A 19,251-nucleotide genomic window follows, 5' to 3' on the forward strand; every position below is an offset into this window, starting at 1 on the left:
AAATTATATACCTTGGATTTTTAGTACCTTACCTCTAGATTATCCAGGCCGCCTTTGTGTAACAATTTTTACTGTTTAACTTCTGACCAGATTCTATCTAGTTCTGTTATAGCTTCTCCAATGTCTCTTAGATATTCGCCTTTCTTAACATGTTCTTTTGCTGGGTAAACTGCCTCATCAGAAAGAATTTCCTCATCTATGAATTCATGAGCTGCCACATTTGGATTTCCGTATGGGAACTCAGCTGAAATTTCAGCGGAGATTTCTGGCTGCATTATAAAATCCATAAATAATTCTGCTGCCTGAACATTCTTTGCATTCTTTGGAATAACAAAGTTATCTTGTTGAAGGAATAGTCCTTCACTTGGCATTGCATATTTTACCTTTGGATTATCTCTCTTTGCAAGAGAACCTTCTGCACCCCAAGCGAATATTGCTTTAGCTTCTCCGTTTATAAGGCTAGTCTTTGGACTATCGCTATCATAGGCTTTAACATTAGCTTGAAGTTTTGTTAGCTCTTCTTTTGCTTTTGCTAGAGCTTCTGGAGAAGTTTCATTTAAAGAGTATCCTAATTTCTTTAATGTAATACCTATTATTGCTCTTTGATCATCTAATATAACCAAGGAATTTTTAAATTCAGGCTTCCATAAATCAGCGTAACTTGTAATAGTACCTTCTGAAACTTTTGAGCTATCATAAGCTATTATTCCAGCAAGCCACATATATGGTACACTGTATTTATTTCCCTTATCAAAAGGTAAATCTAAGAATTCTTTTCCCATATTCTTTATATTAGGTATGTTATCCTTATTAATCTCTTTTATTAAATTTTGCTTTTTAAGGATTTCAACCATGAAATCACTTGCTACAGCAATATCATATTCTCCCCCGCCAGCCATAAGCTTTGCAAGCATCTCTTCATTAGATGAGAAAGTACTATAATTAACTTTTATACCATAGGTTTGCTCGAACTTATCAATAACTGATTGCGGAAGATATTCAGACCAGTTAAATACATTAAGTACTTGCTTTGGTCCATCACTTGCCTTAGCAAAATTCCAAATTCCATAGCTTAAGCTTGAAATTACAAATATGATTGAGAATACTACTGCTCCAATTTTTTTCATATTGAGGTTCACATTCTTTAGTGCTGAAGATAATCCTACAACAACAAAGGTAAACAAAATAATTATTGTAGATAGTGCATTTATTTCTGGTGTTACACCAAACTTAACCATTGAAAATACCTTAAGTGGAAGAGTTGTACTTCCTGCTCCTGCTACGAAGAAACTTATAATTACATCATCTAAAGATAAGGTGAATGCAAGTAACGCTCCCCCAATAACCCCAGGCATAATTATAGGCAATGTAACATGGAAGAAGGTTTCCAGTGGTGTAGCTCCTAAATCTAGAGCAGCTTCTTCAACAGATTTATCAAATCCATCTAGTCTAGTTTTTACAACTGATACTACGTAAGCTATACTAAAGGTTACGTGTGCAATAATTAAGGTCTTCATTCCAAGTTGCATATCAACGATTGAGAAGAATGCAAGTAAGGATATACCCATAACTATTTCCGGTATAATTAGCGGTATATTTAGTATAGAATCTATTACATTTTTCCCTTTAAACTTATACCTATAAAGTCCTACTGCTGCTAGGGTTCCAACTAGAGTGGCTATTATTGTGCTAATAATCGCTACTATAAGAGAATTCTTTACAGCTCCAAGTATGCCTGCATTGTGCATTAAGCTTTCATACCACTTAAAGGTAAAGCCAGTCCAAACTACATTGAGTTTAGATTCATTAAAGGAAAATACTATAAGAACTATTATAGGAATATACAAAAACATGTATATCAAAAAGGCATATATAGATTTAAATATTGTTCCTTTTGAACTTTTCATCTTCTATAACACCTCCCACTTATTTTTGTTTCCATTAAATTTAGTGTAATAGAAGATTAATATTATCATTACCACCATAAGGACAACAGATATAGCTGATCCAAATGGCCAGTCTCTTGCTGTTAAAAATTGATTCTTGACAAGATTACTCATTAGCATTACTTTGCTTCCTCCCATTAAGTCTGTTATAAAGAACAGTCCAAGGGTTGGAACAAATACTAAAAGTGAACCTGAGAATATTCCTCCTTTTGTTAGTGGAAGAGTTACCTTTAAAAACTTATTTAAAGGATTTGCTCCCAAATCTTCTGCTGCCTCCAGTAAGCTCATGTCAAGCTTATCAATTGATGCATAAAGAGGAAGTACCATAAATGGGAACATCATATATAACATGCCTATCATTACAGCCATATTGTTATACATAAGCTGAAGTGGTACATCTATTAATCCTATATTTAGAAGAACAGTATTAATAATTCCTTCAGTTCTCAGAAGTATTATCATAGCATAAGTTCTAACTAAGGAGTTTGTCCAAAAGGGTAACATAATTAACAATAAAAATAGTGGTTTTAACTTTTTCCCTGAGCGTGCAATTATAAATGCAAAGGGATATCCTAAAACTAAACATATTATAGTAGTTACTAGTCCTATAAGTATAGATTTAAAGAAGATAGTAAGATAAAGCTTATCAAATATTCTTGCGTAATTACTTAAGGTAAAACTATATACAATATCTCCTGCTTCTCCTCTTGATGCAAAGCTAACTACTAAAATTAAAATTAATGGAACTATGAAAAAAGCTAACATCCATATTGATACTGGCAATATAGTCACAAATGCACCCAATAACTTCTTTAATCTATCTATAGTCCCGCTAAACATAGTTTTATTTTTTGGTGTATTTGTATTGAAGTTAAGAGAAGTCTTATTATCCATTTCTCTGCCCCCTATGCCTTAATTACTACTGTATGTTTTGGATTCCAAGTTACAAAGTAATCTTTTGTTTCATCTTGGAAGTCATAGCTTTGTCCTATTGGTTCATTTACCACAATTTCTTTACCGTTTTTTAGCACCATAACTGTCTTAATATTAGAACCAACATAAATTCTCTCATCTAGCTTACATTGAAGGTAAACGTCCCCTTCTTCTGGTTCTAGTTTTATCTTTATTCTCTCTGGTCTTACTGATACTGTAAACTTATCTCCTAAATCATAATTAAGATTTGGAATTCTTATTATGTCTTGTTCCTGCTCTAAGTGCAGCAATACTTCAGTTTCTTTTATTTTAATTACTTCTCCTTCAAGAAGGTTTGTCTCTCCTAGGAAATCAGCTACAAATTTAGTTTTTGGTCTTTCATAAAGCTCTTCCGGTGTTCCAACCTGCTCTATTACACCTTTATTCATAACTACTATTCTATCTGACATAGTCAATGCTTCTTCTTGGTCATGAGTTACAAAAATAAAGGTTATACCCAGATTTTTTTGAAGATACTTAAGTTCTAATTGCATCTGTTTGCGAAGTTTTAAATCAAGAGCGCCTAGTGGCTCGTCCAATAGTAGAACCTTTGGATTATTGATTAAAGCTCTAGCAATAGCTACTCGCTGCATTTGACCGCCACTTAGCTGGGATGGCATCCTATTTTCATATCCTTCTAATCGAACAACCTTCAACATTTCTAATACTCTTTTAGTAATTTCATCCTTTAGTACTTTTTTCATTTTTAAACCAAAGGCAATATTATCAAAAATATTCATATGTGGAAATAGAGCATAATTCTGAAAAGCTGTATTTACAGGTCTTTGATGTGGTGATTTATCTGTAATATTCTCTCCATCAATTATTATATTTCCATTAGTAGGTGTTTCAAATCCAGCAATCATTCTTAAAGTTGTTGTTTTTCCACAACCACTTGGCCCTAATATGGTCAAAAACTCTCCTTTTTTAATCTCAAGGTTTAAGTTATTCACTACTGCATCCTCTTGATCATATACCTTACAAACATTTGACAATTGAACAAAAACATCCTCTGTCACACCGTAACAACTCCTTTACTTTTCATGTTATTTTAATTTCCTATAAACTAAAAAGAAAAACCCCTTATGGCATAGCATAGGCCAAGAAAGAGGTTATTACATAGGGTTATAATTATAACCCTAATAGTATAATTATACTGTATTAAAATATAACATAATTATTGGTAAATCTCAATAATCTTTTATTAGTTTATTTATATTTTTATGCTATTTATTTTTCATTGATATCTTATATTTTAAACAGCTTCTTCATTATTATTTGTGGTAAACTGGCTATTATATAAATCAGCATAGAATCCACCATTTTCAAGCAATTCTATATGATTTCCTTGTTCAATAATGCTACCATTATTCATAACTAGTATTAAATCTGCATCACGAATTGTAGACAATCTATGTGCTATAACGAAACTTGTTCTTCCATTCATAAGGTTATTCATAGCCTTTTGAATCTGAACCTCTGTTCTTGTATCAACACTACTTGTAGCCTCATCTAAAATTAATATTGAAGGATTAGCAAGTATTACTCTTGCAATAGTTAATAGCTGTTTTTGTCCTTGTGATATATTTGATGCTTCTTCATTTAATATTGTGTCATAACCCTCTGGGAGTGTTCTAATAAAATGATCTGCATGAGCTGCCTGTGCTGCTTTAACAACTTCCTCGAATGTAGCATTTTTATTACTATATGCAATATTATCTTTTATAGTACCTGTAAATAGCCAAGTGTCCTGAAGTACCATACCAAACATTGCTCTTAAATCTCCTCGTTTTACCTCTCTTATGTCTATTCCATCTACAGTAATTTTTCCACCTTGAATTTCATAGAATCTCATTAAAAGATTAACTAGAGTAGTTTTTCCAGCACCAGTTGGACCTACTATTGCAACCGTTTGTCCTTGCTTTACATCTATACTCAAGTCTTCCATAAGAGTTACAGTTTCTTTATATCCAAACTTAACGTTATCGAATTTAACTTCTCCCTTAGGTTCTTTAATAGCTACAGCTTCTTCTCTATCTGGAAGCTCTTCAACTTCATCTAGAATTTCAAAAACACGTTCAGCAGCTGCTACTGTTGATTGAAGAATGTTTGCAATATTTGCTGTTTGAACTATAGGTTGAGTAAACTGTCTTGAGTATTGGATAAATGCCTGAATATCACCAACTTCAATTCTATTTTTAGTTACAAATATTCCACCTACTACACAAACTAGTACATATCCAATGTTATTTATAAACATTAGAACAGGCATTATAATCCCTGACATGAACTGAGCTTTCCATCCCACATGATAAAGCTTTTCGTTAATTTCATTAAATTCATCTATTGATTTCTTTTCTCTTCCAAATACTTTTACAATCTTATGCCCTGTATACATCTCTTCTACATGTCCATTTAGCTCCCCAAGAATTTTCTGTTGATCTGCAAAGTATTTTTGTGACTTTTTAGCAACAGCAATAGTTACAATTCCTGAAAGCGGTAGCGTTACGATTGTAATAAGTGTTAGCCATGGACTTATTGTAAGCATCATAACTACAATACCTACAATAGTTACTACAGAAGTTATAAGCTGAGTTAAACTCTGTTGAAGCGTATTTGCTACAGTATCCAAATCATTAGTAACACGACTTAAAATTTCACCATGAGTCCGTGAATCAAAGTATTTAAGTGGCAATCTATTTATTTTCTCACTAACTTCTTTACGCATATCATAAACAGTATTTTGCGCTACCCCTGCCATGATATATTGTTGAATGTAATTAAAAATTGCACTTACTAAATAAAGTCCTATTAGTATTAAAACAATCCTACCAATATAGTTAAAATCTATTTTTGGTCCATGTGTACTTATAAATCTCCACAGCTCCGGATCTATACTTGTCATATCCCTTGAAGGTGCCTGTTGTGCAGACTGTGGATTTGCCATGATACCATTTATAGTTTTTCTAATAGATTCTGGTAAGTCTGGCATTTTTAAAAGACTTGGTATATTCTCAGGTGTGAATAAGTTTTTAGCATACTCCCCTTTAGCCATAAGCCCTTCAAATAGCTTAGTTGTTGCTCTTCCCATAATCTTTGGTCCTACAATACTAAATATTGTTCCTGCAATTGCAGTTACAAACACTGCTATAAGATTTACTTTTCTTGGCATTAAGTATTTTATAAGTCTTTTTGAAGTTTCTTTAAAATTTTTAGCCTTTTCTACTGGCCTTCCCATTGGAGGTCCACCATTTGATCCTGGTCCTCTACTTGGTCCTTGTTGTCTATTTTCACTCATGCTAATTCCTCCTCACTAAGTTGTGAAGACACAATCTCACGATATATCTCACTTGATTTTAGAAGCTCCTTATGAGTTCCAATTCCTACAACCTTGCCCTCATCCAAAACTATAATTCTATCCGCATCCATTACTGTACTTACTCTTTGAGCTACAATAATTACAGTAGCCTCTTTAGTCTCACTCTTTAGTGCTGCTCTAAGCTTTGCATCTGTCTTAAAATCTAGAGCTGAGAAACTATCATCAAATACATATATTTCTGGTTTTCCAATTAATGCTCTAGCTATAGAAAGACGCTGTTTTTGTCCACCGGAAACATTATTCCCACCCTGAGCTATAAGTGAATCATAACCATCCTTCATCTTAGAGATAAAATCAGAAGCTTGAGCTACTTCTGCTGCTTTTACTACTTCCTCATCACTAGCTCCTTCTTTTCCATATCTAATATTTTCACCTATGGTACCTGTAAACAGGACTGCTTTTTGTGGTACAAATCCAATTTTTCTTCTAAGATCTTGCTGACTCATATCTCTAATATCTACCCCATTAACAAGAATACTTCCACTTTTAACATCATAAAAACGCGGTATAAGATTTATAAGAGTAGATTTACCTGAACCCGTTCCACCAATTATAGCTGTAGTTTCTCCTGGGCTTACACCAAAGCTTATATTTTTTATAGCTGGTTCCTCTGCCCCTGGATAACTAAAGGTAACATCCTTAAATTCTATATACCCTCTTTTATCATCGGCAATGCGTGGCTTTATAGGATTACTAATTTCAGGTTCCATATTTAAAACCTCATTAATTCTCTCTGCTGAAGCCTCCGCACGAGGAATCATAACAAACATCATTGCAAGCATAATAAATGAAAACATAATTTGCATAGCATATTGAATAAATGCCATCATATCTCCTACCTGCATATTTCCATTATCAATACGAATACCACCAAACCAAATAATAGCTACACTTGTAGCACTCATTACAAACATCATCACAGGCATTACAAAAGCCATCATCTTGTTTACATTAATTGCTGTAGACGTAAAATCGTAGCTAGCTTCCTCAAATCGCTTTTTTTCATCATCAATACGGTTAAAAGCACGTATTACTCTGATTCCAGTAAGATTTTCACGTAATACTAGATTTATGTTATCAATCTTCTTTTGCATTAATTTAAACATTGGAATTGCCTCTTTTGCTACAAGAAATATAACTAATATAAGAAAGGGAATAGCAACTGCGAGTACTAGTGTTAGTTTTCTATCCTTTGACATTGCCATAATAATTCCACCTATAGCCATGATAGGTGCAGTTACCATAAACCTCATAATCATAATTGTTACTTGTTGAACTTGAGTGATATCATTTGTAGTTCTTGTAATCATAGAAGAAGTTCCTACTTTATCAAATTCATGTAGTGAAAACTCCTCTGCTTTTGTAAAAATTACTCTACGCAAATCTTTTCCAAAGGCTGTGGCAGCTTTTGAGGATAAGAGACTTGCTATTATGGTAAAAACACCACTTATTCCAGCTACAAGTAGCATAAATCCGCCAATTTCAATAATATAATTTGTATCCCCATTAACTATACCCTTATTAACTATATCCGACATTAAGGTAGGCAGGTATAGCTCTGCTATAGTTTGGAGAAATAAAAGTATTAAAACAGCAACCACATATTTTGTATATGGTTTTAAAAACCTAAACAATTTAATCATAAATTCCCATCTCCCACTATTTATTACAATTACAATTATTTTTTTTGTCAAAATACTCATATATTGATGATAATAATCTAGTTAATTCTTTACTATCCTCCACTCCAAGAAAATCTACCATCTCTTGAAAGTTTTTACTCATTTTTTCTTTTGCTAGCATTACCACTTGTTCCCCTTTTTCCGTGGGTCTAACAAGTACAATTCTTCTATCCTTTGGTTCTTGATTACGTTCCACAAATCCTCCTGCTTCAAGAGAATTTATAATATGTGTAACTGCTGCAGGGGTTACCTGAAGTTTTGAGCTTAGTTCAGAAGTTTTTACTCCATTACTATTATCCTTCATAAGCCCTATCATTTCTTTTAGTAAGAATATTTCACTTTTTTTAATTCCATCAAAAGAGCCTTTATGCCACTCTATTTTCTTAAACTTCATAAAACATCTTATAAGTTCATTTGCAACAATTTCTTTTGCATCCTTTTCCAACTCAACACCCTCTTTACTTTAGTGTATTTTATTTTAGCAACTAAATATTTTACATGCTAAATTATATTCCTGTCATAAAATTTTGTCAACACTATTTTTTATCCATTTAAAATTAGTAAATATTGATATTACTCTATTTTTAAGATGATGCTAAGCACTATTATGTATTTTTCATAAACAGAAAAAGGGACAAATCTATATTAAAGAAATGTACCTTTTAGTGTTGATATATAGTATACATATTTAAAATTTTAATAATTACAACATGTTTATAATTTAATATATTCTTTTGATGCAAAGTTTTTTTCCATAGTCCAAGTTGTTGCTATGCCATTTTTAAGTCTTAAGACTACAAAAGTTTTATAGAAGTCTTTTCTTTCAAAATCTCCTCATTCTCTTTAATAATCCTACTAACTTATATTATTCCAAATAAGTGTTTTGAAACTCTGAAGGAGTTTTGCCAAGATGCTTAATAAAACATGTTGAAAAATGAGATGTACTATTAAAGCCACATTGCAGTGATATATCCGACTTGTCCACTCCATTTTTTAACTTATGGTAATATTATTATTTAAGGTAAATGTTATCAATAAATTTTATATACAATAAATTATAACTAAAACTTAAATTGAAATATGTAAAATTGTTAATAATATATAGAGAAAATATGCGAAATGAAATACATATAAATTATGAAAGAAGGAATATTTATGGCAATACTTACTTATGAAGATATAAGAAATAATAAAGAGATTGAAACATATATTGAAAGATCAGATCAATTACTAGATATTTTAGGTATTACAAGACATGACACTGGTCATGTTTCTAAAGTTTCTGATACTGCTTCTAAAATATTAACTCAGTTAGGTTTCAGTGAAAGAGAAGCCGAACTTGCAAAAATTGCTGGATATATTCACGACATAGGAAATATGGTAAATAGACAAGATCATGCTCAAACAGGAGCTGTTCTATGTTTTAATATTTTAACTAGATTGGGTATGGATCCAGATGAAATTGCCCTAGTTATTTCAGCTATAGGCAATCATGATGAAGGAACTGGATCACCAGTTAATAATGTTTCTGCTGCTTTAATATTAGGAGATAAATCTGATGTGCGTCGAAGCAGAGTAAGAAATCCAGACTTTTCTACCTTTGATATTCATGATAGAGTAAATTATGCAGTAGAACACTCAGAGGTGATTATAAATCCTGATACTCGTTCTATCTTACTAGATTTGAAAATAGACACTTCAATTAGTTCTATAATGGATTACTTTGAAATATTTCTTACTAGAATGCTTATGTGCAGAAAAGCTGCTGATTATTTAAATGCAAAATTTGATCTTGTAATGAATGAAATAAAAATTATGTAAGGCATTTCTCATAATTTTGTTCATAAACAATAAAAGAAGCCTCCTATACGAGGCTTCTAATTAAGTTTCTTAGTATGAAGTGCTTCCCCCTACCCAGTTTGAGAGGATGTCATGTTAGAGCATTTAGGTAGAGTATAGAGCATATTAACATCAACCTGTCCCTCATTATTGCGGTCAACTATTGCTACATGTTGAACCTTATCTGAATTGATTATATGAATAGGAAGGATTTGAGAATAATGTCTATCTTCAACAAATTTTAACCAATCCCAATAAGCTTTAGCCACTGCTTCACTACATATAATTCTACGTACTTCCTCAAAGTTTCTAACTTTTAATTTTCTAATTCCTAATATATCTAGTCCACCTTGTACAAATCTTAATTTATCATATCTTATGTGCTTTTTATCTGAAAGTTCTTTCATCCTATTAATTGCATTAATTTTTACCTGTTCTTGAACTAAAGGTCTTACTATTAAAAAGTTTTGGTCTACGAGAACTTCTCCTAAATCTCTAGATATAATTCCATCATACTGCTTTCCTTGACCAATAAGAACATCCACTCTAGCCTCAAACAACTTACCTTGTCCATCGTAAAGAGCTGTATGCCCCCATCTTGTATTCTGCACGACCCTTGATCCCTTAGCTATCCAATCTACAAACCTAAGCCTTGAAAAGTGAGCAGGTTCCGTAATAATTATATCTCCTGCCTTAAGGATACTTTTAATTTTAGTTAAGGTTTTTACCTCTATATTATCTTCTATAATTTCATCATCAGACCAAAACCTATTCATATCCAATAACGGATTAATCATTTCAAAATTCACCCCGCCTAATCAGTCTTAGTATATATCTATTTAATCTATATACAACATATTCTAATAGATTGTTTACTTTAATTAATATTATAACATATAAGAAGCTATACCATTTAATTTCACATAAAAAAAACACCAATCAATACTGGTGCTTTTTTCAATTATTTGAAATTATAAGTATAACTAACAATAATCAATTATTTTTAGTTATTATAGTAAAGGCTTTCTGTAGGATATTCTGGATCAGATGTTACATCTATGCCAAGTTTTCTAAAAATTTGTTCATCATTTCTACTTAAAATCGTAGTTGCATGAGCTTGACATCCCTTTAACATTACTAGCTTTTCCATAGCTACTTGAGCAGTTGGATTTGTAACAGCACATATACTAAGTGCAATTAGTATTTCTTCACAATCTAAAATCGCATTATTATTTCCTAAAGTTTTTGATTTTAAATTTAATATTGGTTCAAGAATAACTGGAGAAATAAGATGTATTTCATCTGATATATTTCCAAGATACTTCACTGCATTTAGCACTACAGCAGCAGTTGCATTGATGACTTCAGAACTTTTCCCTGTAATAATTGTTCCATCTTCAAGCTCTATGGCTACAGTAGGACATATTTCATTTTTATCTGATAGCTCTCTTAACTTAGATGATTGATTTCTTGCAGGTATAACTACTTTTCTATCTTCTCCTTTTAGATTAAGCTCTTCCATAATAAGCTTAGCTCTCTCAAGAGTTTCTTTATCCACATAACCCTTTTTATATTCACAACTTGTTTTAAAGTATCTTCTTATTATTTCTTGATTTGATGCTTCTTTTATAACTTCATCATCTGTTATACCGTATCCTACTCTATTAACTCCCATATCTGTAGGAGATTTATATACAGCTTCTTTCCGTGTTATTTTCTCTATAATTCGTTTTAATATAGGGAATGTTTCAATATCACGATTATAATTTATTGCTACACTATTGTAAGCATCAAAATGAAATGAGTCAATCATATTAACATCTTTAAGGTCTACTGTAGCAGCTTCATAAGCTATATTTAAAGGGTGCTTTAGAGGTACATTCCAAACTGGAAAAGTTTCAAACTTAGAATATCCTGCAACATTCCCTCTCTTATGCTCATGATAAAGCTGACTAAGACAAGTTGCAAGCTTACCACTTCCTGGACCTGGTGCTGTTACAACTACAATAGGTCTTGTTGTTTCAATATATGGGTTCTTTCCATATCCCTCATCACTTACAATAGTATCTACATCTGTAGGATATCCCTTAGTTGCTTTATGAGTGTATACCTTTATACCTCTATGTTGAAGTTTATTCATGAATACAGTCGTTGCTGGCTGACCTTCATACCTAGTAATTACAACACTATTTACATAAAGCTCATATCCTCTTAATTCATCAATTAACCTTAAAACATCCATATCATAAGTAATACCAAAATCGCCTCTTATTTTATTTCTTTCAATGTCTCCTGCATATACACATATAACTACTTCAACTTTTTCTCTTAATTTGTGTAGTAATTTTATCTTTGCATTTTCATCAAATCCTGGAAGTACTCTCTTTGCATGTAAGTCCTGTAACAACTTCCCACCAAACTCTAAATATAGCTTATCATAATCATTAACTCTTTCTAATATGTACTTTGATTGTTCTTCTAAATATTTCTTGTGATCAAATCCTATTTTCATTTGTTTATCCCTCACTGTTTTCATAACTATTTCGTTCTACAACTTTCTATTATCACATATTTTAATTTTAAAGTAAATATAATTATAGTATGCCTATTTTGTTAATTTAAAATATAAAATTAAAGACAGCAGAGATTAAGAATTACGTAACTCTGTTATCTCTTCCTCCGTAAGATTACGCCACTTTCCAATTTCTATACCATCAATTTTTATATTCATAATCCTAATTCTTTCTAGTATCACAACTTTATATCCTAATGCCTTACTCATTCTACGAATTTGTTTGTTTAGTCCTTGTGTTAGAATAATTCTAAAGGTGTTTTCATTAATCCTACTCGCTTTGCAATGCCTGGTCTTAATTCCACAAATATCAACGCCTTCAGACATTCCTTTTATAAAAAGATCATCAAAAGATTTATCTAGAGTTACTATATACTCTTTTTCATGTTCATTTTCCGACTTAGAAATTTTATTCGATAAGTCACCATCATTAGTCATTAGTATTAGTCCTTGTGATGCTCTATCTAATCTACCAACTGGAAATATATAGTCTGGATAATTCATGAAATCAATTATATTACTCTCTACACTCTTTAATGCAGTACAAGTAATACCTACTGGTTTGTTTAATGCAATATAAATTTTATCTTTTACTGGAATAGGCTTATTATCAATGAGTATAATATCTTCTTCTTCTACCCACTGCCCTGGCTCACATGGCATACCATTTACTGTTACTCTATTATCCTCAATAATTCTGTTTGTTTCTCTTCTTGAGCAAAATCCAAGATTACTGAGACGCTTATTTATTCTCATTGTAAATTATTTCATCCTCTCGTTATATGTACGTTATTCTACTAAGTATCTTTTATTTATATAAAATATATACTATCCTACTATACTATATATTTTATAGTTTTGTTAATATAATAAACATTCTAAATTCTAAAATTTATATTAGTTTAAAATATAAATTTAAATTTACAATAGGTTAGTGCAAAATTTTCTCTACTTCTTTCGTATTGTTAGTGAAAGGAGGTTATTAACCTATGAATAGATTTTACGGTGCCGAAAATTATATTCAAAATATCATTAAAGATTACTCTGATATGATTTTTAGAATTTCATATTCTTATATGAAAAACATTAGTGATGCTGAAGATATAACCCAGGAAGTTTTTATAAAACTACTTGAGAAAAAACCTAATTTTGAAGATAACAATCATGAAAAAGCTTGGTTAATTCGAATTGCTATAAACTTATGCAAAGATAAATTGAAATCTTCTTGGTTTAAAAAAAGAACTATATTAGAGGAAGAATGTTTTTATGATGCTACAGAAGAAGATAATGAAATCATCTCCTTTGTACTGAATCTACCTATAAAATATAGGAGTGTAGTACTACTATTTTATTATGAAGATTATAGTATAGCTGAAATTGCAAATATTCTACAAATTGATCAGTTTTTTCATAAAGTAAATAAAGCAACTCCAATTCTTGCAGAAAATCTTGAGGCTGAACTAGGTGATTATAGAAATGAGGAAAGTTATAAAGAAGTAGTCCTAACTTTAAAAGATGGTTCTAAACTTTCATTTTCTATTATAAAAGATGGATATGTACACTATGGTGTATCTAATGTCTCTTTCAAAGTTGATAACAAAATTTTAAAAGAAATTTGGGATTTACTAAATGCTAATGTTTCTTAAATCTGCAAACAAAAGAGCCTCTGAATTGATAACTCTATTAATTCAGAGGCTCTTTAACTTTAAATTTATTTTCTATTATTACGAGTTTTTACGTCAAATATTACAGCAGCTACAAGTACTGCACCTCTAATTACATATTGATAGGATATTCCTACACCCATCAGATTCATTCCGTTTGTTAGGGATGATATAACTAGAGCTCCTATTATAGATCCAGTAACTTTTCCTACTCCACCAGCTGCCGATACTCCCCCTACATACGCTGCAGCGATAGCATCAAGTTCAAATGCAGTTCCCGCTGTAGTTGTAGCTGATTGTAGACGAGCAGTGTATAGTATTCCTGATAATGCAGTTAACATACTCATAGAGGCAAAAACTATATAGGTTATCTTGTTAACATTAATACCACTTAGCTTAGCTGCCTCTAGATTTCCTCCAACAGCATATATATGCCTTCCAAGTACTGTTTCATTAGTAATAAAGTGATATAAAGCAACTATTGCTATAACTATCACTATAGTCCATGAAAGTCCATTATAACCTGCAAGTATCCATGTTATATAACCAACAATTAATGAAACAAACACTAGCTTAACTGTAAATAACTTTGAAGATAAAACTTCAAAATCATATTTGATTTTCTTCTTTCTTGTATTAAGTTCACTCCAAATATATAATCCTATTGACAAAATGCCTATAATAAGAGTTAATACATGAACCCCTTGTAACTTTACTATATCTGGTATAAATCCATTTCCTATAGCATTAAAGCTTCTATTTGGCACAATTATAGTTCCTGTTTTTTCTGTTATTAGAAGTAATGCTCCTCTAAAAATCATCATACCAGCTAAGGTTACCACAAAAGATGGTATACTCATCTTAGTTACTAAAAATCCTATAACCAATCCAATTAATACACCAAAAACTAATACTATTGGAATAGTAATAATTACTGGTAATCCAAATCTAGTCAGTAGTATAGCTGCTACTGCACCTAAAAATCCTGCAACAAATCCTACAGATAAATCTATATGTCTTATTATTAAAACAAGTGTCATTCCCACCGCTAAGACAGCGATATAACCTGTTTGGTTAATTAGATTGCTGATATTTCTAGATGAAGTAAATAATCCACCAGTAGCAATTGAAAATATAATCATAATAAGCGCAAGAGCAATATACATTCCGTATTCACGTATATTTTGTTTTATTAATTGTTTAGCTTCCTCATATAATCCCATAATTTATCCTCCTAATTAGTTGCCAGTTGCATTATTTTTTCTTGAGTTGCCTCTTCTTGGGTAAGCTCACCGACAATTTCCCCTTCGGACATTACATATATTCTATCACTCATTCCAAGTACTTCTGGTAGTTCAGAAGAAATCATTATAATACTCATACCCTGATTTACCAGTTCATTCATTAGAGTGTATATTTCAAATTTTGCTCCTACGTCAATACCTCTAGTAGGTTCATCTAGAATTAATATATTTGGATTTACAGCTAGCCACTTTCCTAAAGAAACCTTCTGTTGATTACCACCACTCAAATTACCAACTTTCTGTTCTATACTAGGTGTTTTAATATTCAAAGAAGATTTATAGTAATTTGCTAATTTTATTTCTTCATTTTTGTTTAGAACTCCTTGATTGGATAAATTCTTTAGATTAGCAATAGTTATATTTGATCTAATATCATCAATTAATATAAGCCCATTTCCTTTTCTATCTTCAGTAACATAAGCAACTCCCGCTTTTATTGCATCTCTAGGATTACTAAAATGCTGCTTCTTTCCCATGATATATAATTCACCCTCAATATCATAAGCTCTGGCATTTCCAAAAAGACTAAGCGCGAGTTCAGTACGACCTGATCCCATAAGCCCTGCAATACCTATAATTTCACCTTTTCTAACATTGAAATTAACATTTTTAAGAATCTTTCTTCCAATATTACGATCATATGCACCCCAGCTTTTCACCTCAAATATCATATCTCCAAATTGCTTATTAGTTCTTTTAGGATATATATCTTCAATTTCACGTCCAACCATATTTTTTATTATTTTACTCTCTGTAATTTCCTCTACACTGGCATCCATAGAACAAATACTTTTACCGTCCCTAATTACTGTAACACTATCTGCAACTCCAATAACTTCCTTTAGTTTATGAGAAATCAAAATGCTAGTTACACCCTGCTGTTTAAGCTCTTTTATTAAATATAAAAGATTTTCACTATCATTCTCATTTAATGCTGCAGTAGGTTCATCTAGTATGAGAAGACGAACATTTTTACTTAACGCCTTAGCTATTTCAACTAACTGCTGCTTACCAACTCCTAGATCCTTTATTTTAGTTGTAATGTTAATATCAAGTTTTACTTTTTTTAACATTTCCTCTGCTTTAACTATAGTTTCATTCCAATCAATTAATTTTCCACTTTTTATTTCGTGTCCTAAAAATATATTTTCATAGATAGTCATTTCAGGAATAAGAGCTAATTCTTGATAAATGGTTGCAATTCCAACTTGTTCACTATCCCTTATAGCAGAAAATTTTTGTACTTCTCCATTAAATATTATATCTCCTGTATATTCACCATGAGGATAGAGCCCACTTAGTATCTTCATAAGAGTAGATTTTCCTGAACCATTCTCTCCAATAAGACAATGAATTTCACCCCTTTTAACCTTAAAATTAACATTGTCCAAAGCCTTAACTCCTGGAAATAGTTTTGTTATATTCTTCATCTCTAATATATACTCATTCATATCTGACTTCGCTCCTCACTAAGACTATGGTTAATTTTTATAAATCATATAATAAACGAATAGTGATAGTTTTAGCTATCACTACTCATTCACTTATTAGTTCTGTTTATTTTAATCCAGTAAAGTCTGTTGCTGGATAATAACCAGATTCAATTAATGCAGATTTTACATTATCTTCTTTAACAACAATTACTTCTGTTTGTTTAGCTTTAACATCAATTTTACCATTATTGTATGATCCAGTTGTTTCTGGCTCTTTGTTTTCTAATACAGATACTGCCATATCTATTGAATCTTTTACTAAAGTACGTACATCTTTAAATATAGTCATAGATTGTTTTCCATCAATTATATATTGTACAGAAGCTTTTTCAGCATCCTGTCCAGTAACTTTAAAGCTCTTAACTTCGCTATCTGCTTTGAAAGCATCAGCTATAGCACGTGCTGTTCCATCATTTGGAGCTAATATAAATACGTTACCTTTATCAGCTACAGTAGCAGATGTTAAGTGTGCTTCTGCTTTATTCTTAGCTTCATTAAAATCCCAGTTTGTAGTTACTTGGCTAATTATTTTACCCATTTCATCACGTGAAAGTTTAGCTTTACCTTTTAATGCAACTGCATCACTTGAATTTTTGATTACAAAAGTACCATCAGCAATTTTAGGTTGTAATACATTCCATGCGCCTTCAAAGAATAAGAAAGCATTATTGTCTGATGCAGCACCAGCATATAAGTATAGTGGATTATTCTTTCCTGTTGCTTGGTCAACTAAATATTTTGCTTGTGCTTCTCCTACAGCTATACTATCAAATGTCACATAGTAATCAACTGCATCTGTATTAGTAATTAATCTATCATATGAAATTACTTTAATTCCTTCTTTTTTTGCTGCTTCAACTGCTGCAGCTGCTGCTCCACCATCTTGTGGACAAATAATTAATACTTTTATTCCTTTAGCAATTAAAGCCTCAACATTTTCCTTTTCTTTAGCAGATGTTCCTTGACTAAATAGGATTTCAACAGAGTACTTAGTATCCTTTAATGCTTCTTTAAATCTTGCTTCATCTTGAACCCATCTTGGTTCATCCTTTGTTGGCAATACTATACCAACATCTACAGTATTAGTTTTCTTGCCACAGGCAACCATTCCTATAACCATCAAACCTAATAAGAACAACGAAATAAGTTTTTTCATTTTACCCCTCCTCTTTCTTATGTTTAAATTATTTCATATAAGAAGGAACTTGTCTATGTATACGATTACTCATTACTGGTAAAAATTTGCCAGGTATTTTCAATATAATTATTGACTAGTAATATTTTATGATAAAAAAATACAGTCTCATAGAATTTCTCCTACACAGACTGTATTTTTTACTCCCTATAAACTTCATCTTTTAAATGAAATCCATCTCTAATTACAGTATTATCTATGTTATTCTTATAAACCGCAATTGGCTCTAATATATAATATGGTATATTATATCTTCCATTAAATATTTGTTTACCAGTATCAATAGCTTCATTATTTACTAACTTTATTGCCATCTCTATACAATTTTCTGCCAGCTTTTCAATTGGCTTATATATAGTCATGAATTGAGTGCCTTCTACAATTCTCTGACAAGCTCCTAAATCTGCATCTTGACCAATTACAATTACTTTTTGTGTCAATCTATGCTCTGATAGAGCTTCAATTACACCTTCTGCAAGACTATCATTTCCTGCTATCACTCCATCTATATCCATTTTATTCTGTAGTGATGAATCCACTACATTAAAGGCATATTCCTTTAGCCAATTAGGTGCATTTTCTTCAGTTATAATACTAATTTTTCCACTTGATATATAGGGTTGTAATTTTTTATCATAGCCCTCCTTAATCATTTTCGTATTGTTATCATTTTTTGCTCCATTTATTATAAGAAGATTTCCCGACTTCATTGTATCTAGCAGAGCACTAGCCATAAGTTCCCCTATTTTTACATTATCAAAACTTATGTAAAGATCTACATTAGTGTTCAAAATAAGTCTGTCATAAGAAATAACGGGCACTCCCTGTTTTTTTGCAGTTTCTACTGCAGAAGCTGCTTTATAGTAATCATTTGGTACTATTATAAGTACATCAATTTCCTGTTCTAAAAGATATTTAACTTGCTTCAACTGATCCTGATCATCATTATTAGCATTTTGAACTATAACTTCCGCTCCAAATTCTTGTGCTTTTGCCATTAAGATATCTCTGTCTCTAATCCATCGTTCTTCCTTTAGAGTACCAAGAGAAAATCCAATTCTTATTTTTTTCTTTTCTTTAATACTTACTTGGTCAGTGTCATATTCCTTATGAGTTGTTCTATTCCAATTTCTAAAAATAAGAGAAACTAGTATACCTAATATAAAAATAAGCATAACAATTATAAAATTTTTCAATATATTATT

Annotated in this window: 16 protein-coding genes; 2 read left to right on the forward strand and 14 right to left on the reverse strand. The window is 31.3% G+C overall.

What is annotated here, in order from left to right; translation table 11 throughout:
• Positions 1 to 68: 68 nt before the first annotated feature.
• The 7 genes from ACX0KU_RS01050 to ACX0KU_RS01080 form a co-directional block, all read right to left on the reverse strand.
• Entirely contained in the window at positions 69 to 1,907 is a 1,839-nt protein-coding gene (locus tag ACX0KU_RS01050; protein WP_472991101.1) for an extracellular solute-binding protein, read from the reverse strand.
• 3 nt (positions 1,908 to 1,910) lie between these two features.
• Positions 1,911 to 2,786, reverse strand: a complete 876-nt coding sequence (locus ACX0KU_RS01055) for an ABC transporter permease (RefSeq protein ID WP_472992380.1) — start codon at positions 2,784 to 2,786, stop codon at positions 1,911 to 1,913.
• 65 nt (positions 2,787 to 2,851) lie between these two features.
• Complete coding sequence (locus ACX0KU_RS01060) at positions 2,852 to 3,937, reverse strand: ABC transporter ATP-binding protein (RefSeq protein ID WP_472991102.1); 1,086 nt, start codon at positions 3,935 to 3,937, stop codon at positions 2,852 to 2,854.
• A 236-nt stretch (positions 3,938 to 4,173) separates the two neighbouring features.
• The gene (locus ACX0KU_RS01065; protein ID WP_472991103.1) at positions 4,174 to 6,216 is read right to left on the reverse strand and encodes an ABC transporter ATP-binding protein; all 2,043 of its coding nucleotides are present in this window, start codon (positions 6,214 to 6,216) and stop codon (positions 4,174 to 4,176) included.
• Complete coding sequence (locus tag ACX0KU_RS01070; protein WP_472991104.1) at positions 6,213 to 7,940, reverse strand: ABC transporter ATP-binding protein; 1,728 nt, start codon at positions 7,938 to 7,940, stop codon at positions 6,213 to 6,215. The genes ACX0KU_RS01065 and ACX0KU_RS01070 overlap by 4 nt, the downstream gene beginning before the upstream one ends.
• A gap of 16 nt (positions 7,941 to 7,956) precedes the next feature.
• Positions 7,957 to 8,424, reverse strand: coding sequence for a MarR family winged helix-turn-helix transcriptional regulator (locus ACX0KU_RS01075; RefSeq protein WP_472991105.1), 468 nt, complete (start codon positions 8,422 to 8,424; stop codon positions 7,957 to 7,959).
• Between the two features lie 420 nt (positions 8,425 to 8,844).
• The gene (locus ACX0KU_RS01080) at positions 8,845 to 8,964 is read right to left on the reverse strand and encodes a helix-turn-helix domain-containing protein (RefSeq protein ID WP_472991106.1); all 120 of its coding nucleotides are present in this window, start codon (positions 8,962 to 8,964) and stop codon (positions 8,845 to 8,847) included.
• A 152-nt stretch (positions 8,965 to 9,116) separates the two neighbouring features.
• On the opposite strand from ACX0KU_RS01080, the gene ACX0KU_RS01085 reads away from it, so the two are divergent.
• Positions 9,117 to 9,800 carry an HD domain-containing protein gene (locus ACX0KU_RS01085; RefSeq protein ID WP_472991107.1) on the forward strand — a complete coding sequence of 228 codons (684 nt, stop codon included), beginning with the start codon at positions 9,117 to 9,119 and terminating at the stop codon, positions 9,798 to 9,800.
• An 89-nt stretch (positions 9,801 to 9,889) separates the two neighbouring features.
• Here ACX0KU_RS01085 and ACX0KU_RS01090 read toward each other — a convergent pair whose 3' ends face one another.
• From ACX0KU_RS01090 to ACX0KU_RS01100, 3 genes are all read right to left on the reverse strand, one after another.
• Positions 9,890 to 10,594 (reverse strand): hypothetical protein, encoded by a 705-nt coding sequence (locus ACX0KU_RS01090; RefSeq protein WP_472991108.1) that lies wholly within the window; start codon positions 10,592 to 10,594, stop codon positions 9,890 to 9,892.
• A 227-nt stretch (positions 10,595 to 10,821) separates the two neighbouring features.
• Positions 10,822 to 12,330, reverse strand: coding sequence for a DUF1846 domain-containing protein (locus tag ACX0KU_RS01095; RefSeq protein WP_472992381.1), 1,509 nt, complete (start codon positions 12,328 to 12,330; stop codon positions 10,822 to 10,824).
• Positions 12,331 to 12,465: 135 nt separating this feature from the next.
• Positions 12,466 to 13,146, reverse strand: a complete 681-nt coding sequence (locus tag ACX0KU_RS01100) for a pseudouridine synthase (RefSeq protein WP_472991109.1) — start codon at positions 13,144 to 13,146, stop codon at positions 12,466 to 12,468.
• A gap of 233 nt (positions 13,147 to 13,379) precedes the next feature.
• Between ACX0KU_RS01100 and ACX0KU_RS01105 the strand changes: the two genes are divergently transcribed.
• Positions 13,380 to 14,036, forward strand: a complete 657-nt coding sequence (locus ACX0KU_RS01105; protein WP_472991110.1) for a sigma-70 family RNA polymerase sigma factor — start codon at positions 13,380 to 13,382, stop codon at positions 14,034 to 14,036.
• A gap of 65 nt (positions 14,037 to 14,101) precedes the next feature.
• On the opposite strand, the gene ACX0KU_RS01110 is transcribed toward ACX0KU_RS01105, so the two are convergent.
• The 4 genes from ACX0KU_RS01110 to ACX0KU_RS01125 all read right to left on the reverse strand — a co-directional run bounded on the left by ACX0KU_RS01110 (position 14,102) and on the right by ACX0KU_RS01125 (position 19,242).
• Positions 14,102 to 15,277, reverse strand: a complete 1,176-nt coding sequence (locus tag ACX0KU_RS01110) for a sugar ABC transporter permease (protein WP_472991111.1) — start codon at positions 15,275 to 15,277, stop codon at positions 14,102 to 14,104.
• A gap of 11 nt (positions 15,278 to 15,288) precedes the next feature.
• Positions 15,289 to 16,809, reverse strand: coding sequence for an ATP-binding cassette domain-containing protein (locus tag ACX0KU_RS01115; RefSeq protein WP_472991112.1), 1,521 nt, complete (start codon positions 16,807 to 16,809; stop codon positions 15,289 to 15,291).
• Positions 16,810 to 16,915: 106 nt separating this feature from the next.
• Positions 16,916 to 18,007 carry a sugar ABC transporter substrate-binding protein gene (locus ACX0KU_RS01120; protein WP_472991113.1) on the reverse strand — a complete coding sequence of 364 codons (1,092 nt, stop codon included), beginning with the start codon at positions 18,005 to 18,007 and terminating at the stop codon, positions 16,916 to 16,918.
• 179 nt (positions 18,008 to 18,186) lie between these two features.
• Positions 18,187 to 19,242, reverse strand: coding sequence for a sugar ABC transporter substrate-binding protein (locus ACX0KU_RS01125; RefSeq protein ID WP_472991114.1), 1,056 nt, complete (start codon positions 19,240 to 19,242; stop codon positions 18,187 to 18,189).
• Positions 19,243 to 19,251: the final 9 nt, after the last annotated feature.

The organism is Clostridium sp. X, from assembly GCF_055755365.1.

Excerpts from the sequence above, each read along its gene's own strand:
- ACX0KU_RS01050 (WP_472991101.1), bottom strand. The coding sequence starts at position 1,907 with ATGAAAAGTTCAAAAGGAACAATATTTAAATCTATATATGCCTTTTTG.
- ACX0KU_RS01055 (WP_472992380.1), bottom strand. The coding sequence starts at position 2,786 with ATGTTTAGCGGGACTATAGATAGATTAAAGAAGTTATTGGGTGCATTT.
- ACX0KU_RS01065 (WP_472991103.1), bottom strand. The coding sequence starts at position 6,216 with ATGAGTGAAAATAGACAACAAGGACCAAGTAGAGGACCAGGATCAAAT.
- ACX0KU_RS01070 (WP_472991104.1), bottom strand. The coding sequence starts at position 7,940 with ATGATTAAATTGTTTAGGTTTTTAAAACCATATACAAAATATGTGGTT.
- ACX0KU_RS01085 (WP_472991107.1), top strand. The coding sequence starts at position 9,117 with ATGAAAGAAGGAATATTTATGGCAATACTTACTTATGAAGATATAAGA.
- ACX0KU_RS01090 (WP_472991108.1), bottom strand. The coding sequence starts at position 10,594 with ATGAATAGGTTTTGGTCTGATGATGAAATTATAGAAGATAATATAGAG.
- ACX0KU_RS01095 (WP_472992381.1), bottom strand. The coding sequence starts at position 12,330 with ATGAAAATAGGATTTGATCACAAGAAATATTTAGAAGAACAATCAAAG.
- ACX0KU_RS01100 (WP_472991109.1), bottom strand. The coding sequence starts at position 13,146 with ATGAGAATAAATAAGCGTCTCAGTAATCTTGGATTTTGCTCAAGAAGA.
- ACX0KU_RS01105 (WP_472991110.1), top strand. The coding sequence starts at position 13,380 with ATGAATAGATTTTACGGTGCCGAAAATTATATTCAAAATATCATTAAA.
- ACX0KU_RS01110 (WP_472991111.1), bottom strand. The coding sequence starts at position 15,277 with ATGGGATTATATGAGGAAGCTAAACAATTAATAAAACAAAATATACGT.
- ACX0KU_RS01115 (WP_472991112.1), bottom strand. The coding sequence starts at position 16,809 with ATGAATGAGTATATATTAGAGATGAAGAATATAACAAAACTATTTCCA.
- ACX0KU_RS01120 (WP_472991113.1), bottom strand. The coding sequence starts at position 18,007 with ATGAAAAAACTTATTTCGTTGTTCTTATTAGGTTTGATGGTTATAGGA.